The organism is Pseudomonas sp. H3_E07, from assembly GCF_054668895.1.
Genome location: NZ_CP162795.1, coordinates 1,056,024 through 1,072,669 on the forward strand (window position 1 = coordinate 1,056,024; position 16,646 = coordinate 1,072,669).

The 16,646-nt window shown below is 61.0% G+C and carries 14 protein-coding genes; 7 read left to right on the forward strand and 7 right to left on the reverse strand.

The features are described 5' to 3' along the window. Nucleotides 1-50: 50 nt before the first annotated feature. Both queF and copI read right to left on the reverse strand, forming a co-directional pair. Nucleotides 51-881 (reverse strand): NADPH-dependent 7-cyano-7-deazaguanine reductase QueF, encoded by an 831-nt coding sequence (queF, locus tag AB4O08_RS04790; protein WP_042570744.1) that lies wholly within the window; start codon nt 879-881, stop codon nt 51-53. A gap of 69 nt (nt 882-950) precedes the next feature. Then, entirely contained in the window at nt 951-1,463 is a 513-nt protein-coding gene (gene copI, locus AB4O08_RS04795; RefSeq protein ID WP_460114731.1) for a copper-resistant cuproprotein CopI, read from the reverse strand. A 155-nt stretch (nt 1,464-1,618) separates the two neighbouring features. Here copI and AB4O08_RS04800 point away from each other — a divergent pair, with 155 nt between their 5' ends. Beyond that, a complete protein-coding gene (locus tag AB4O08_RS04800) occupies nt 1,619-2,299 on the forward strand; it encodes a heavy metal response regulator transcription factor (protein WP_010212042.1) in 681 nt (226 codons plus the stop codon). Beyond that, entirely contained in the window at nt 2,296-3,642 is a 1,347-nt protein-coding gene (locus AB4O08_RS04805; RefSeq protein ID WP_021490983.1) for a heavy metal sensor histidine kinase, read from the forward strand. Before AB4O08_RS04800 ends, AB4O08_RS04805 begins: the two co-directional genes overlap by 4 nt. Before the next feature lie 106 nt (nt 3,643-3,748). Here AB4O08_RS04805 and AB4O08_RS04810 read toward each other — a convergent pair whose 3' ends face one another. The 3 genes from AB4O08_RS04810 to AB4O08_RS04820 form a co-directional block, all read right to left on the reverse strand. Next, nucleotides 3,749-4,993, reverse strand: coding sequence for a lipoprotein-releasing ABC transporter permease subunit (locus tag AB4O08_RS04810; RefSeq protein WP_010212046.1), 1,245 nt, complete (start codon nt 4,991-4,993; stop codon nt 3,749-3,751). A 61-nt stretch (nt 4,994-5,054) separates the two neighbouring features. Next, nucleotides 5,055-5,738 (reverse strand): lipoprotein-releasing ABC transporter ATP-binding protein LolD, encoded by a 684-nt coding sequence (gene lolD / locus AB4O08_RS04815; protein ID WP_017477213.1) that lies wholly within the window; start codon nt 5,736-5,738, stop codon nt 5,055-5,057. Nucleotides 5,739-5,745: 7 nt separating this feature from the next. Next, nucleotides 5,746-6,996, reverse strand: coding sequence for a lipoprotein-releasing ABC transporter permease subunit (locus tag AB4O08_RS04820; protein WP_010212047.1), 1,251 nt, complete (start codon nt 6,994-6,996; stop codon nt 5,746-5,748). Between the two features lie 94 nt (nt 6,997-7,090). On the opposite strand from AB4O08_RS04820, the gene AB4O08_RS04825 reads away from it, so the two are divergent. Both AB4O08_RS04825 and AB4O08_RS04830 read left to right on the forward strand, forming a co-directional pair. Then, nucleotides 7,091-7,675, forward strand: coding sequence for a PilZ domain-containing protein (locus AB4O08_RS04825; RefSeq protein ID WP_010212049.1), 585 nt, complete (start codon nt 7,091-7,093; stop codon nt 7,673-7,675). A gap of 46 nt (nt 7,676-7,721) precedes the next feature. Continuing rightward, on the forward strand, nt 7,722-8,444 hold the full coding sequence (locus AB4O08_RS04830) for a glycerophosphodiester phosphodiesterase (RefSeq protein ID WP_010212050.1): 723 nt from the start codon (nt 7,722-7,724) through the stop codon (nt 8,442-8,444). Between the two features lie 42 nt (nt 8,445-8,486). Here AB4O08_RS04830 and sthA read toward each other — a convergent pair whose 3' ends face one another. Continuing rightward, on the reverse strand, nt 8,487-9,881 hold the full coding sequence (gene sthA / locus AB4O08_RS04835; protein WP_010212052.1) for a Si-specific NAD(P)(+) transhydrogenase: 1,395 nt from the start codon (nt 9,879-9,881) through the stop codon (nt 8,487-8,489). 234 nt (nt 9,882-10,115) lie between these two features. Between sthA and AB4O08_RS04840 the strand changes: the two genes are divergently transcribed. After that, on the forward strand, nt 10,116-10,649 hold the full coding sequence (locus AB4O08_RS04840; protein ID WP_044286840.1) for a chalcone isomerase family protein: 534 nt from the start codon (nt 10,116-10,118) through the stop codon (nt 10,647-10,649). Nucleotides 10,650-10,810: 161 nt separating this feature from the next. Here the strand turns inward: AB4O08_RS04840 and AB4O08_RS04845 are convergent, their stop codons facing one another. Continuing rightward, nucleotides 10,811-12,274, reverse strand: coding sequence for a glyceraldehyde-3-phosphate dehydrogenase (locus AB4O08_RS04845; RefSeq protein WP_021490985.1), 1,464 nt, complete (start codon nt 12,272-12,274; stop codon nt 10,811-10,813). Nucleotides 12,275-12,614: 340 nt separating this feature from the next. Between AB4O08_RS04845 and mfd the strand changes: the two genes are divergently transcribed. Then, nucleotides 12,615-16,064 carry a transcription-repair coupling factor gene (mfd, locus tag AB4O08_RS04850; protein WP_021490986.1) on the forward strand — a complete coding sequence of 1,150 codons (3,450 nt, stop codon included), beginning with the start codon at nt 12,615-12,617 and terminating at the stop codon, nt 16,062-16,064. Between the two features lie 11 nt (nt 16,065-16,075). Continuing rightward, nucleotides 16,076-16,642, forward strand: a complete 567-nt coding sequence (locus AB4O08_RS04855; protein WP_010212058.1) for a CsiV family protein — start codon at nt 16,076-16,078, stop codon at nt 16,640-16,642. Nucleotides 16,643-16,646 lie beyond the last annotated feature (4 nt).

The window sequence follows — 16,646 nt, forward strand, 5'->3', positions numbered from 1 at the left end:
TACACCGCCCTCGCAGGCAAGCCCGCTCCCACATTTGATTTGCGTGATAGCTACTGACGAGCCAGGCGCACGTTCTGGAACGCCACATCCTCAGTGCTGCGATACGGGTTGATATCCAGCCCGCCGCGCCGCACATAGCGCGCATACACCGTCAACTTCTCCGGCTTCAGCAAACGCTGCAAGTCCAAAAAGATGCGTTCCACACACTGTTCGTGGAAGTCCGAGTGCTGGCGAAAGCTCACGATGTATTCCAGCAGGCTGGCGTGATCCAGCGCCGAACCGCGATATTCCACCACGACACTGCCCCAGTCCGGTTGGCTGGTCACGGGGCAGTTGGATTTAAGCAGGTGGCTGTGCACGCTCTCCTCGACAACACGTGAGTCATCGCAACGCAGCAGTTCCGGGCGCGGATGCTCGTAGTTGCTGACACTGATATCCAACTCATCGATGCACACACCTGGCAAGGCCATCACGCCTTCGGCCTCGATCTCGGCCAGGCTGCGGATACGCACGCTCACCGGCTTGCCGGCGGCAGCACTGAGGTCAGTGCGCAAAGCGGCTTCCAGGCTGGTCGTATCGGCAAACGCAGTCTGGTTCAACGAGTTGAGGTACAACTTGAACGACTTGGACTCGATGATGTTCGGCGAGTCGGCCGGGATGCTGAACTCACCGATGGCCACCACCGGCTTGCCCGACGGGAGCAGCCAGGACAGTTCGAAGCAGTTCCAGAAATCCACACCCTTGTAAGGCAGGGTCTCGGCGCTCAGGCCAAGCTCGGCCCATTTGGTGGCACGTGGGATCGGGAACAGCAACGAAGGGGTGTAGGTGGAGATGTATTCACTGGACTTGCCCAGCGGCGAATGTTCGGCTGCGGGATGCATGGCGGAAACCTGGCTAAATTAACCGCGCCAGTCTACCAGCCTTTGCCCCCGCGCCTAAGCGCCAGCGGATCAATCGACGTTGAGCTTGCCGACCATGCCCGCCTGGTAGTGCCCCGGAAGGTTGCAGGCAAACTCCAGGCCCGTGGCCTGGGTGAACGTCCAGGTCAGCTCGGCAGTTTTACCGGGCTCGACCAATACGCTATTGGGATCATCGTGTTTCATCGCACCATGCCCCATTGCTGCATGGTCCATCTTGCCCATGCCCGTGTCGATCAGCATGCCGCTGGCCTGCATCTGCAGCATTTCCTTCTGGTGTTCGGCATGCATGGCCGCGTCGCCCAGGTTGAATTCGTGAAGCAACTGGCCCTTGTTGACCAGCACGAAGCGCACCGTCTCACCGGCTTTCACGTCCAGGGACTTGGGCGAAAAGGAAATGTCCTGCAACGTCACTTCCACCGTACGCGTGGCTTTGCTCGCCGGCGCCGCTTCACCGAAAGCATAGGTGTGGGCGGCATCGGCCATTGCTTCAACACTCAACGCCAGCAGGCAACTTGCCAATAACAGGGGTGTGCGCAACGCCATCTGTCTTCTCCTGAAATATATGAACAGCTTGGGCGGCACTCTAAGATTGCGCCGCTGCCAGCCAGCTGACTGCTAGATTACAACTTTGTCAGGTTGGTCCCCTGCCCTGGCACTCAAGGTATAAAGCCGTCGTCCACCGTTGCCAAGAGCCGCCCATGAAACTGCTGATCGTCGAAGACCAACCCAAAACCGGCCATTACCTGCGCCAGGGCCTGGCCGAGGCGGGTTTTACCACCGAACTGGTGGCCGACGGCACCAGCGGCCAGCACCTGGCGCTGACCGGTGACTACGATCTGTTGATCCTCGACGTGATGCTGCCGGGCCGTGACGGCTGGCAGATTCTCCAGGCTGTGCGCAGCGCCGGGCTGGATATCCCAGTGCTATTCCTCACCGCCCGCGACGCCGTGGAAGACCGCGTGCATGGCCTGGAGCTGGGCGCCGACGATTACCTGGTCAAGCCCTTCGCCTTTTCCGAACTGCTGGCGCGGGTGCGCAGCCTGTTGCGCCGAGGCAGCAGCACGCCCCAGGAAACCGCGCTGCAACTGGCCGACCTGCGCCTGGACCTGATCCGCCGCCGCGTTGAACGGGACGGCCAGCGCATCGACCTGACAGCCAAGGAATTTTCCCTGCTGGAACTGCTGCTTCGGCGCCAGGGCGAGGTGCTACCCAAATCGCTGATCGCCTCCCAGGTGTGGGACATGAACTTCGACAGCGACACCAATATCATCGAAGTGGCGATCCGCCGCTTGCGCCTGAAAGTCGACGATAACTTCCCCAATAAACTGATCCACACCGTACGTGGCATGGGTTATGTGCTGGAGGAGCGGTTCAATTGATCAAGCGTCTGTCCCTTGCCAGCCGCCTGGCGCTGCTGTTTGCTGCCTGCACCGCGGTGGTGTCGCTGATCGCCGGGGTGCTGTTCAACCACGCCAGCGAGGCGCACTTCATTGAGTTGGACCAGCAACAACTCGACAGCCAACTGGTGGCGCTGCGCGGTACGTTGCAGGGTGTCGACTCGCCGGGCACCTTCGCCAGACGTGAAGCGCAACTGCGCGCCGAACTCAATCACCAGCCCGAGCTGCGGGTGCGTATCACCGCCGCCGGCCAGCGTTGGCTGGACGATGCGCCAGGCGTGAACTTGCCCGACGCGCCCGGCCTGCACAGCCTGCAAAATGCCGGCACCGACTATCGGGTGTACAACGCGCCACTCACGCCAGGCCAACCCGACTCCCCCCTGCTGACGCTGATGCTCGACATCACCCACCACCAGCATTTCCTGCAGCGCATGCAGCACCTGATCTGGCTCACCGTCGGCCTGTCAGCCCTGGCGACCGCCCTGCTCGGCGCCTGGGCCGCGCGCAGTGGGTTGCAGCCGTTGCGACGCATGGGTGAAGTGGCCGCCAGTGTGTCGGCTCACTCCCTGACCCAGCGTTTGCCCCAGCAACACATGCCCGTAGAACTGGCCGAACTGGCCCAAGCCTTCAACGCCATGCTGGGTCGACTGGACGATGGGTTCCAGCGCCTCTCGGCGTTCTCCGCCGACATCGCCCATGAACTGCGCACGCCACTGTCGAACCTGCTGACCCAGACCCAAGTCATCCTGACCCAGCCGCGCCCGCTGGAGGATTACCGCGAGGCGCTGCACAGCAACCTGGAAGAGCTGCAATGGATGGCGCAATTGGTCAATGACATGCTGTACCTGGCCAAGGCAGACCATGGCTTGCTCATGCCTAAACGCGTGCCTTTGGCGCTGGCAGATGAGGTGGATGCTTTGCTTGAGTTTTTCGCGTTACTGGCGGAAGACGCTCAAGTCAGCCTGATTCGCGAAGGTACTGCCCATACCCTGGGTGATCGCGGCATGCTGCGCCGGGCCCTGTCGAACTTGCTGGATAACGCGCTGCGGTTCACGCCAGCGGGCGGCGAAGTGCGGGTGCGGATGACGGAAGGTGTGACGTTGACGGTTGAGAACACGGGGGAAGGCATTCCACCGGAGCTGTTACCGAAGTTGTTTGACCGCTTTTATCGGGCGGATCCCGCACGGCGTGAAGGTAGCAGCGAGCATGCGGGACTGGGGTTGGCGATTACCCAGTCGATTGTGCGGGCGCACGGGGGGAGGATTTTTTGTGAGTCTGAGGTGGGGTTGACGCGGTTTGTGATCGAGTTGCCCAAGGGGGATTGATACAAGCTGGGCCAGCCCTTTCGCAGGCAAGCCAGCTCACACATTTTGAATGTATTCACAAGTCAAAGTGTGGGAGCTGGCTTGCCTGCGATAGCGATCTAAAGCTTCAGGAATACCTCAGCGCATGCGCCGGCTCTATCTTCGCCGCCCGATACGCCGGATACAGCGTCGCCAGGAAGCTCAACACAAACCCCGCCGTGCAAATCAGCACCACATCCCCACCTTGCAGTTCAGAAGGCAGGTTGCTGACAAAATACACATCCGAACTGAAAATATGCTGCCCGGTGACCCGCTCGACCCAGCCCACCAGCTCGCTCACGTTCAGCGCCGCAATCACGCCCAGTACGCCGCCAATCAAGGTACCGACGATACCGATCACTGTGCCCTGCACCATGAAGATCGCCATGATCTGCCGTGGCGTGGCGCCGATGGTGCGCAAAATCGCAATGTCCGCGCCCTTGTCGTTCACCACCATGATCAAGGTAGCAATGATGTTGAACGCCGCTACGGCGACGATCATCAGCAACAGCAGGCCGATCATGGTCTTTTCCATCTTCATCGCGCTGAACAGGCTGCCCTGGGTGTGGGTCCAGTCGTCAGGTTTGTAGGCGGCGCCCAGGCTGGCGGCGATGTCCGACGAGACCTTGGGGGCTGCGTAAAGGTCTTTCACCGCCAGGCGCACGCTTTGTACCTGGTTCGGTTGCCAATGCTGGATCTCTGCGGCGTCGGCCATGTGGATCATGGCCATGGACCCATCCAGCTCGGCGCCCACCTTGAAAATGCCCACGACATTCAAACGCTGCATACGTGGCGTGATGCCACCCGGTGCGGTGCTGATTTCCGGCACGATCAAGGTGAGCTTGTCGCCCACATTCAGGCGGAAACGCCGGGCAGTGATTTCGCCGACCACCACGCCAAACTCGCCAGGTTTCAGGTCATCCAGTTTTCCCCGCACGATGTGCTGGGCCACGATCGACACCTTGCCCTCCTGCGCCGGGTCAATGCCGCTGATCTCGATCGGTTGCATCGCGCCCTTGTAGGAGAACATGCCGTCCATCTGCGTGAAGGGGACTGCGGCAGTCACTTGCGGATTCTTCATCGCGGCGGCGGCCACGGGCTGCCAATCGTCGATCGGGTTCACGCCGACGATGGTCGCATGGGGCACCATGCCGAGGATGCGCGAGCTCATTTCGCGCTGGAAGCCGTTCATCACCGACAACACCACGATCATCGCCAAGACGCCCAGGGCGAGGCCGATCATCGAGGTCATCGAGATAAACGAGACAAAACGGTTGCGGCGCTTGGCGCGGGTATAGCGCGTGCCGATAAAAATCGATAACGGTCTGAACATTCGCGGGCACCGTTGAAAAAATGAAAAAGCCCGACGCTTGAAGCGCCGGGCTTGAAACGGGTCAGATGGCGACCAGATGACCTTCCTGCAGGTGCAACACGCGGTCCATCTGGCGGGCCATGCTCATGTCATGGGTCACCACCAGGAACGCGGTGCGCATCTGGGTGCTCAGTTCCAGCATCAAGTCCTTAATGCCCTGGGCGGTATGGGAGTCGAGGTTGCCGGTCGGCTCATCGAGCATCACCAGCCCTGGGTTGTTCACCAAGGCGCGGGCGATGGCCACACGCTGGCGCTCGCCGCCGGACAATTCAGCCGGTTTGTGCTCAAGGCGATGACCGAGGCCGACGCGCTCCAGCAGGGCCTTGGCGCGCTGGCGGGCTTCCGGGATTGCGGTCTTGCCGATCAACAACGGCATACACACGTTTTCCAGCGCGGTGAATTCCGGCAACAGGTGGTGGAACTGGTACACAAAGCCCAGCGAACGGTTGCGCAACTGGCCGCGGGCCTTTTCACCCAGGGCCGACAGCTCTTCGCCGGCCAGCCATACACTGCCCTGGGACGGCGTATCAAGGCCGCCCAGCAGGTTCAGCAAGGTACTTTTGCCGGAACCGGAACTGCCGACGATCGCCACGCGTTCGCCCGGATGCAGTTCGAGTTGCAGGTTGGACAGCACCACCACCGATTCCGGGCCTTCCTCGTAGGATTTGCCCAGGTTGCGGCAGCTCAGGATTGCTTTTTCACTCATGCCCGATTCACTCATAACGTAAGGCCTGTGCTGGCTGGGTACGTGCCGCGCGCCAGGCTGGATACAGGGTGGCAAGGAAACTCAGGACCAACGCGGCGCCGCCCACCATCAACACGTCCTGGGCCTGAACCTGGGACGGCAAGTAGTCGATGAAGTAAACGTCGGCGTTGAGAAACTTGTGGCCGATCAGGGTTTCGAGGCCAGCGATGGCCGCACTGACGTTCAGCGCGGCCAGAATGCCGACGGCCGTGCCGATCAAGGTGCCGACCACGCCGATCACGGTGCCCTGCACCATGAAGATCGCCATGATCTGCCCCGGCGTGGCGCCGAGGGTACGCAGGATGGCGATATCGCCCTTCTTGTCGTTCACCACCATCACCAGCGTGGAGATGATGTTGAAGGCCGCCACGGCGACAATCAGCAGCAACAACAGGCCGATCATGGCTTTTTCCATGCGAATGGCCTGGTACAGGTTGCCGTGGGTACGGGTCCAGTCGCGGGCGTAGTACTGGGACTCGCCCAGGTGCTGGGCAATTTCCCAGGCGCCGCGCGGCGCATCGAACAGGTCGGCGAACTTCAGGCGCAGGCCCTGCACCTGGTCCGGCTGCCAGCGATGCAGGCGCGCCAGGTCCGTGAGGTTGGTCAGGCCGAGGTAGCCGTCGATCTCGCCGGCGCCGACGTGGAAGGTGCCGACCACGGTGAAGCGCTTCATGCGCGGGAACATGCCGGCCGGGGTCACGGTGACTTCCGGCGCGACGAAGGTCAGCTTGTCGCCAAGGCCCACGCCGAGCTTGGCCGCGGCCTTGTCGCCGATGACAATGCCGAAGCTGCCGGGCGCCAGGTCATCGAGTTTGCCCGACAACATGAACTTGTCGATGATCGAGACGTTGCGTTCCTGGGCCGGGTCGATGCCATTGAGCAGGATCTTCTGCACCTTGCCATCGTTGGTCAGCAACCCCTGCATCTGGGTGAACGGCGCTACGGCCAGCACCTTGGGGTTCTGCTTGACCTTGTCGGCCAGGCTCTGCCAGTCGCTGATGGGCGCATCGCCCTCGATGGTCGCGTGGGGCACCATGCCCAGCACGCGGGTACGCATCTCATGATCGAAGCCATTCATCACCGACAGCACCACGATCATCACGACCACGCCCAAGGCGAGCCCGATCATCGACGTCAGGGAAATGAACGACACAAAATGATTGCGACGCTTTGCACGGGTATAACGCGTGCCGATAAATACGAAGAGAGGTCTGAACATGTCGGGGCTTGTTCGGAGGAAAAGAAGACGTCCCGGTGGCGGGGTCTGGTAAGCAGCTTTACACTCTGACCATTACCGCTAGCTGGGGTTCGCCATGTCGACATTAGATGAAGAAGAACGCCGCGAATACTACCGTATCGACGACATGATCGCACTTCAAATCAAAAGCCTGTCTGCCCCCGAGGCGGCGAGCAAGGAAGTGTTGCTGGATGATTCTCCACTGTTCAATTTACTCAGTGAATTGCACCTGAGTGAATTCGAAGCCCAGCACCTGCTGCGCCAGCTCAGTGAGAAGGATCGCACCCTCGCGGCCTTCCTCCGCGTGCAGAACAAACGCCTGGATCTGCTCAGCCAGATCATGGCGCGCGGCCTGCTGGATGAGGTCGGCGCACCGCAACCGGTGATCATTTCCGAAGGTGGCATCGATTTCCAGCACCCCACTCCCCTGCCGGCCGGCGCACACCTGGCGGTCAAGCTGGTGCTAATGCCCCAGGCGCTCGGCCTGCTGCTGCGCGCGCGAGTCACGCATTGCGAACCCAAAGGCGCAGGCTTCGACGTCGGCACGGAATTCGAAGCCATGACCGACGCCCAACGCCAACTGCTGGCGCGCTACATCCTGCAGAAACAGGCCCAGGAACGGCGCCTGGCGCGGGAACAGAGCGACGCCCAAGACATTTGAATTCTCGCACTCACCCCGCCAGACGATCTGGCGTAAAGGAGCAACTGTGACCCTGATCTACGGCCACCGCGGTGCCAAAGGCGAAGCACCGGAAAACACCCTGACCAGCTTCCAGGAGTGCCTCAAGCACGGTGTACGCCGCTGCGAACTGGATTTGCACCTGTCCATGGACGGCGAGCTGATGGTCATCCACGACCCGACCCTCAAGCGCACCGCCGACCGGCGCGGCAAAGTCGTCGAGTACTCGGCGGCGGACCTGGTGAAAATGGACGCGCGCAAGGGTGGACCGGGCTGGGTCAACCCTTGCCCGATCCCGCGCCTGGAAGAGCTGTTCGAAAAGTGCGATTTCGATCACTGGCAACTGGAGGTCAAAAGCGCTTCACGCACCCGCGCCGCCACCACCGTGCTGGCGATTCGCGAAATGGCCGTGCGCTTTGGCTTGATGGACAAAGTCACCGTCACCTCAAGTTCGCGGGAAGTGTTGAAAGCAGCCGTTGAACTCACCCCCGACCTGTCACGCGGCCTGGTCGCAGAATACGCCTGGCTCGACCCGCTAAAGGTCGCGCAGAACTACGGCTGTGAGATTCTGGCGCTGAACTGGACGTTGTGCACCCCTGAACGTCTGGAAAAAGCCCAGCGCCAGGGCTTGCACGTGTCCGTGTGGACAGTCAACGAACCTGCGCTGATGCGCAGGCTCGCCGACTTCGGCGTAGATAGCCTGATTACAGACTTTCCCGGTTTGGCCACTGCCACCCTCGGGAATTACTGAAATCGGTCTCCCCGGCCGGCTCAGGCCACCGGCCGGAGCCGCTCAAAAAAGCCGGTTGAGGCCGTCGTAGGCCGCTACCCGATAGGCTTCCGCCATGGTCGGGTAATTGAACGTGGTGTTGACGAAGTACTTGAGGGTATTGAGTTCGCCCGGCTGGTTCATGATCGCCTGGCCGATATGCACGATCTCCGAGGCCTGGTAGCCGAAGCAATGCACGCCGAGGACTTCCAGGGTTTCACGGTGGAACAGGATCTTCAGCATGCCTTGCGGCTCACCGGCGATCTGCGCACGCGCCATGCTCTTGAAGAACGCCTTGCCCACTTCGTAAGGCACCTTGGCCTTGGTCAGTTCGTGCTCGTTCTTACCGATCGAGCTGATCTCCGGAATGGTGTAGATCCCGGTCGGTACGTCGTTCACATAGCGCCAGCTGCCATTGTCGACAATGCTGCCAGCGGCTGAACGGCCCTGGTCATGGGCGGCACTGGCCAGGCTCGGCCAGCCAATCACATCACCGGCGCCGTAAATGTTGGTCACGCAGGTGCGGTAGTTCTCATCGACTTCGATCTGGCCACGGCTGTTGACCTTGACCCCGATGTTTTCCATGCCCAGCTTGTCGGTGTTACCAGTGCGGCCGTTGCACCACAGCAAGGCGTCGGCCTTGATCTTCTTGCCGGACTTGAGGTGCAGGATCACGCCGTTATCCAGGCCTTCGACCCGCTCGTACTCTTCGTTGTGGCGCACAGTGATGTTGTTGTTGCTGAAGTGGTAGCTCAACGCCTGGGAAATTTCCGAGTCGAGGAAGCTCAGCAACTGGTCGCGGTTGTCCACCAGTTCGACCAGTACACCCAGGCCGCTGAAGATCGAGGCGTATTCACAGCCGATCACCCCGGCGCCGTAGATGATCAGTTTGCGCGGGGTGTGGCCCAGGCTCAGGATGGTGTCGCTATCGTAGATACGCGGGTGGTGGAAATCGATGTCTGCCGGACGATACGGACGCGAACCCGTGGCGATGATGATGTGTTTGGCCACCAGCTTCTCGACCACGCCGTTGGGGCAGACCACTTCGATGGTTTGCTCGTCGGCGAAGCTGCCGGTGCCAAAGAACAAGTCGACGCGGTTACGGGCGTAGTAGCCGGTACGCGAGGCGACTTGCTTGGAGATGACTTTCTCGGCGCTTTTGAGCACGTCCGGGAACGAGAACCAGCGCGGCTCACCAATGGCCCGGAACATCGGGTTGGTATTGAACTGCATGATCTGGCGCACGGAGTGACGCAAGGCCTTGGACGGGATGGTGCCCAGGTGGGTGCAGTTACCGCCGACCTGGCGACGGCTATCGACCATCGCCACCTTGCGCCCCGCTTTGGCGGCGTTCATCGCCGCACCTTCTCCAGCCGGGCCGGAACCCAGTACCACCACGTCGTAGTTGTAGACAGCCATGCGTACTCCTCAGAACAGGCCAGGCGTACGGTTGGACGCCGGGCTAAATCATGCCGCGGCCAGCGGTCATGAAGGACAATTTGGCTCAAGTGTGTGAACCGGGGCACAGTCTATATAAGGCTCAACGCCGCGAACATTAACCCTTGGTCGCGTCGTAGGCCAGTCTTGCCTTTACTACAACATCAGGAATTTGCAATTACACTGCCGACAAGCACCCTTACAGGACGGGCAATTATGCGACACGTCGTTTTCTGTTTATTACTGATGCTGTCCATCATGGTGCAGGCCAATGAGGCGGATCGGCTGAAGCAGGCCGATTTTCCGGCGCAGTCCCAGCAACTGACGTTGAAAAACCAGGCGGTGCTCACTTACCTCTGGGCGGATGTTTACGCGGCTGCGCTGTATGCCCCGTCCGACCTGAGCGCCAAGCAGGCTTGGGCACAACAAAAAGCGCTGCGCCTGACGCTGTATTACTTTCGCGACATCGACCGCAATGACGTGATCAAGGCGGCTAATACAACGCTGGAACGCCAGCAAGCCAACGCGAGCTTGAAGCCGGAACTGGAAAAACTGCATGCTCGCTTTCGTAATATTCAAGCCGGTGATCGATACGCCCTGGATTATCGACCAGGGCGTGGCTTGCACCTGGAGATCAATGGGCAAGTGGTGTTCAGCAGCCGCGATGACGCGCTGGCGCGGGCATACCTCGGGATTTGGTTGGCGCCCGAGGGGTTGTCCGCCAGCCTGCGCAACAAGCTTTTGGACTGAAGGCCCCATCGCAGGCAAGCCAGCTCCCACATTTGAATGTATGCACCTATGAGAATGTGGGAGCTGGCTTGCCTGCGAAGAGGCCCCACCAAACAACACAAAACCCCCAGCCATAAAAAAAGCCCCGAACCAGTCGGGGCTTTTTCATTCAACGCTAATGCTTAGCGCGGGAACGCAGGCGGGTTGACCCCGGCCATGTCTTCCATCACGCGAACCACCTGGCAGCTGTAGCCGAACTCGTTGTCGTACCACACGTACAGTACAACGCGGTTGTCCTGGGTAATGGTCGCTTCGGCGTCCACCACACCGGCGTGGCGCGAGCCCACGAAGTCGGTGGAGACCACTTCCTGCGAGTTGACGAAGTCGATTTGCTTATGCAGATCGGAGTGCAGCGCCATGTAGCGCAGGTACTCGTTCATCTCTTCACGGGTAGCGGCTTTCTCAAGGTTCAGGTTGAGAATGGCCATCGACACGTTTGGCGTCGGAACGCGGATCGCATTACCGGTCAGTTTGCCGGCCAGCTCAGGCAAGGCCTTGGCAGCAGCGGTGGCAGCACCGGTCTCGGTGATCACCATGTTCAACGCAGCGCTGCGGCCACGGCGATCGCCTTTGTGGAAGTTGTCGATCAGGTTCTGGTCGTTGGTGTACGAGTGAACGGTTTCAACGTGGCCGTTGACGATGCCGAACTTGTCATTCACAGCCTTCAGCACCGGCACGATGGCGTTGGTGGTGCAGGAAGCGGCGGAAACGATCTTGTCGTCAGCGGTGATTTCAGCGTGGTTGATGCCGTGAACGATGTTCTTCAGCTTGCCTTTGCCAGGCGCGGTCAGGACAACGCGGTCAACACCCGGGCAGGCCAAGTGCTGGCCCAGACCTTCGGCGTCACGCCATACACCGGTGTTGTCCACCAGCAGGGCGTCCTTGATGCCGTACTGGGTGTAATCCACCTCGGACGGGTTCTTCGCGTAGATCACCTGGATCAGGTTACCGTTGGCGGTGATGGTGTTGTTTTCTTCGTCGATGACGATGGTGCCGTTGAACGGGCCGTGTACCGAATCGCGGCGCAGCAGGCTGGCACGCTTGGTCAGGTCGTTCTCGGCGCCTTTACGCACCACGATGGCCCGCAGGCGCAGGCCGTCGCCGCCACCGGTTTTTTCGATCAGGATGCGTGCCAGCAGGCGGCCGATACGACCGAAGCCGTACAGCACAACGTCGGTGCCTTTGCGGGCAGCGGCGTTTTGCTGGCCAACCACATCGGCCATTTCTTCACGCACGAACTGCTCGGCGGTACGGCCGGCGCCTTCCTTGCGGAATTTGTAGGCCAGCTTGCCCAGGTCTACCGATGCCGCGCCGAGCTTGAGCTCGCTCATGGCCTTAAGCAGTGGGAATGTTTCGTGGACGGAGAGTTCGCTGTCGTCGGCGGAACGGTGACGCGCAAAGCGGTGGGCTTTGAGAATCGCGATGACGGACTGGTTGATCAGGCTGCGGCCATAGATCGAGCTCACCACATTGTTATTGCGGTACAGCTGACCGATAAGCGGGATCATCGCTTCTGCGAGTGCTTCACGGTCGATCCATTCACCAAGACACTGGTCGGGCTTCTGAGTCACGGGAACCTTCCACATGTAGGGGCTGAAAAAAGGGGCTACATTATGCCGCCCGACCGCCCCCGGAGCAATGCGCCTTCAGCAACAAAAAGCCCTTGCGGAAAATTGACACCCCGCTACAGCCCAGTAAATACGCGGGTTCCAGAAGGCCACTAATGGCACGCGCAAGACAACTTGTCCGTAACCCTCCGAAAAACGCGTACATTTTGGCACTACATATTGAGTCAAAACCCGCCATTGTTTGTCTTAGCCACTACATTTCCCATAAACCGTAATAGGCTCAGTCAGAAACTGACAGGCGGCACCTTGGGCCGTTACAATTACCGACTTTGTCGCAACGCTTGGAGCTCAACCTTCCGTGCCCGTTCTGCGTCTACCGCTTCTCCCTGCCGCGGCAGGTAAACAGCACTGGGGCAACCTGCCCGGTGCCGCCCTGAGCCTGGCCATCGCCGAGGCTGCCAGCGCAGCCAAGCGCTTTACCCTGCTGCTCACCGCCGACAGCCAAAGCGCCGAACGGTTGGAGCAGGAGCTGAGCTTCTTCGCCCCCGATTTGCCGGTGCTGCACTTCCCCGACTGGGAAACCCTGCCCTACGACCTGTTCTCGCCGCACCAGGACATCATCTCCCAGCGTATCGCCAGCCTGTACCGCCTGCCGGAACTGGCCCATGGCGTGCTGGTGGTGCCTATTACCACGGCGCTGCATCGTCTGGCGCCGACCAAGTTCCTGCTGGGCAGCAGCCTGGTGCTGGATATCGGTCAGAAGCTCGACGTGGAACAGATGCGCACGCGCCTGGAAGCCAGCGGCTACCGCTGCGTGGACACGGTGTACGAGCACGGCGAATTCGCCGTGCGCGGGGCGCTGATCGACCTGTTCCCGATGGGCAGCAAGTTGCCGTACCGCATCGACCTGTTCGATGACGAAATCGAGACCCTGCGTACCTTCGATCCGGAAAACCAGCGCTCCATTGATAAAGTCGACTCGGTCAAGCTGCTCCCCGCGCGGGAATTCCCGCTGCAAAAAGACGCGGTCACCCGCTTCAAGGCGCGCTTCCGTGAACGCTTCGACGTGGACTTCCGCCGCTGCCCGATCTTCCAGGACCTCAGCAGCGGGATTACCCCGGCCGGTATCGAGTACTACCTGCCGTTGTTCTTTGACGAAACCTCCACCCTTTTCGATTACCTGCCCCAGGACACCCAGGTGTTCTCGCTGCCGGGTATCGAACAGGCCGCAGAAAACTTCTGGAACGACGTGCGTAACCGCTATGAAGAGCGCCGCGTCGATCCGTCCCGTCCTTTATTGCCGCCTGCAGAACTGTTCCTGCCAGTGGAAGACTGCTTCGCGCGCCTGAAAAGCTGGCCGCGTGTGGTCGCCAGCCAACAGGATGTGGAAACCGGCGCTGGCCGTGAACGCTTCCCGGCGGCAACACTGCCGGACCTGGCGATCCAGGCCAAAGCCACGCAACCGCTGGAAGCGCTGTCCAACTTCCTCGGCGACTTCCCTGGCCGCGTGCTGTTTACCGCCGAATCCGCAGGCCGTCGCGAAGTGCTGCTGGAACTGCTCGAACGCCTGAAGCTGCGACCGAAAACCGTCGACAGCTGGCCCGATTTTGTCAAAAGCAAAGAGCGCCTGGCGATCACCATCGCGCCACTGGACGAAGGCCTGTTGCTGGATGATCCGGCTCTAGCGCTGATTGCCGAAAGCCCGCTGTTCGGCCAGCGTGTGATGCAGCGCCGCCGTCGTGAAAAACGCGCCGATGCCAACAACGATGCCGTGATCAAGAACCTCACCGAGCTGCGCGAAGGCGCGCCGGTGGTGCATATCGACCACGGCGTCGGCCGCTACCTGGGCTTGCAGACCCTGGAGATCGACAACCAGGCCGCCGAATTCCTCACCATGGAATACGCCGAGGGCGCCAAGCTCTATGTACCGGTGGCCAACCTGCATTTGATCGCCCGCTACACTGGCAGCGACGACGCCCTGGCGCCGTTGCACCGCTTGGGCTCGGAGACCTGGCAGAAAGCCAAGCGCAAGGCCGCCGAACAAGTGCGCGACGTCGCCGCCGAACTGCTCGACATCTATGCACGCCGCGCGGCGCGCGAAGGTTACGCGTTTGCCGACCCGAAAGCCGACTACGCCACCTTCAGCGCCGGCTTCGCTTTCGAGGAAACCCCGGACCAGCAAACCACCATCGAAGCCGTGCGCGCCGACATGCTCGCGCCCAAGCCCATGGACCGCCTGGTCTGCGGCGACGTGGGCTTCGGCAAGACCGAAGTGGCCATGCGCGCCGCTTTTATTGCCGTGCATGGCGGCAAGCAAGTAGCGATTCTGGTCCCCACCACCTTGCTCGCCCAGCAGCACTACAACAGCTTCCGCGACCGCTTTGCCGACTGGCCAGTGACCGTGGAAGTCATGAGCCGCTTCAAATCGGCCAAGGAAGTGAATGCGGCCATCGCCGATTTGGCCGAAGGCAAGATCGACATCGTGATCGGCACGCACAAGCTGCTGTCGGACGATGTGAAGATCAAGAACCTGGGCCTGGTGATCATCGACGAAGAACACCGCTTTGGTGTGCGTCAGAAAGAACAGCTCAAGGCCCTGCGCAGCGAAGTCGACATCCTCACCCTCACCGCCACACCGATTCCGCGCACGCTGAACATGGCGGTGTCGGGCATGCGCGATCTGTCGATCATCGCCACGCCGCCGGCACGTCGCCTGTCGGTGCGCACCTTCGTGATGGAGCAGAACAAGAGCACGGTCAAGGAAGCGCTGTTGCGCGAACTGCTGCGCGGCGGGCAGGTTTACTACCTGCACAACGACGTAAAAACCATCGAGAAATGCGCCGCCGACCTCGCCGAGCTGGTGCCGGAGGCGCGTATCGCCATCGGCCACGGCCAAATGCGCGAGCGCGAACTCGAACAGGTGATGAGCGACTTCTACCACAAGCGCTTCAACGTGCTGATCGCCTCGACCATCATCGAGACCGGTATCGACGTGCCAAGCGCGAACACCATCATCATCGAACGGGCGGACAAGTTCGGCCTGGCCCAACTGCACCAACTGCGCGGCCGGGTGGGGCGTAGTCACCACCAGGCGTATGCCTACCTGCTGACGCCGCCGCGCCAACAGATCACCTCCGACGCCGAAAAGCGCCTGGAAGCCATCGCCAACACCCAGGACCTGGGCGCCGGTTTTGTACTGGCCACCAACGACCTGGAAATCCGTGGTGCCGGTGAACTGTTGGGCGACGGCCAGAGCGGGCAGATCCAGGCGGTCGGTTTCACCCTGTATATGGAGATGCTTGAGCGCGCGGTGAAAGCCATCCGCAAAGGCGAGCAACCGAACCTCGATCAACCGCTGGGCGGCGGTCCGGAGATCAACCTGCGCTTGCCAGCGTTGATTCCCGAAGACTACCTGCCGGATGTGCATGCGCGGCTGATCCTGTACAAACGCATCGCCTCGGCCACCGACGAAGAAGGTCTCAAGGACCTGCAAGTGGAGATGATCGACCGCTTCGGCCTGTTGCCGGAACCGACCAAGAACCTGGTGCGCCTGACCCTGCTGAAATTGCAGGCCGAGCAGCTTGGCATCAAGAAAGTCGACGCCGGGCCGCAGGGTGGGCGCATCGAGTTTGAGGCGCAGACACCGGTGGATCCACTGGTGCTGATCAAGCTGATCCAGGGCCAGCCCAACCGCTACAAGTTCGAAGGGGCTACGCTGTTCAAGTTCATGGTGCCGATGGAACGTGCCGAAGAACGCTTTAATACATTGGAGGCGTTGTTCGAGCGCCTCATCCCGAAATCTGCTTGAAGGACGCCCCGATGCGCCTGTTCCGCATTTTGAGCCTGTTGTTGGTGGTAGCGGCACCTGCGGCGTTCGCCGACAGCCCCTACCAGGTGGAAATGATCCTGGTGCGCCAGAACGCGGAGCCGGTGATCAACAGCCGCGCCGCGCCGGAAAACTGGGATGCCGGCGCCGTGCGCCTGGGTGATAAGTTGAGCCCGCCGCGCCTGAGTAATATCGTCGACAAGCTGCGTGCCGACTCAAGCTACACGGTGCTGGCGCACAAGGCCTGGGAGCAGAACCTCGGCGATCAGCCGGTCAAAGTCGCCATCACCGACGGCCAGGAGCAGTTCGGCCAGTTTCCCATCGAGGGCGTGTTGAGCCTGCAATTGGGGCGTTTTACCGATATCGATGCGAACTTCTGGATCAACCAGTTCGACGCCAACGGCAGCGTGATCGCCAGCGAACACTTGAGCCAGACCGATGTGCGCACCAAGAACAACCAGCTCAACTACCTGGACGGCGGCCACCTGGCGTTGCTGATCAAGATCACCTCGCTGACCGCCAAGCCCCCCAGCGCGCCACCGCCCGACATCCAGGACTGATCCA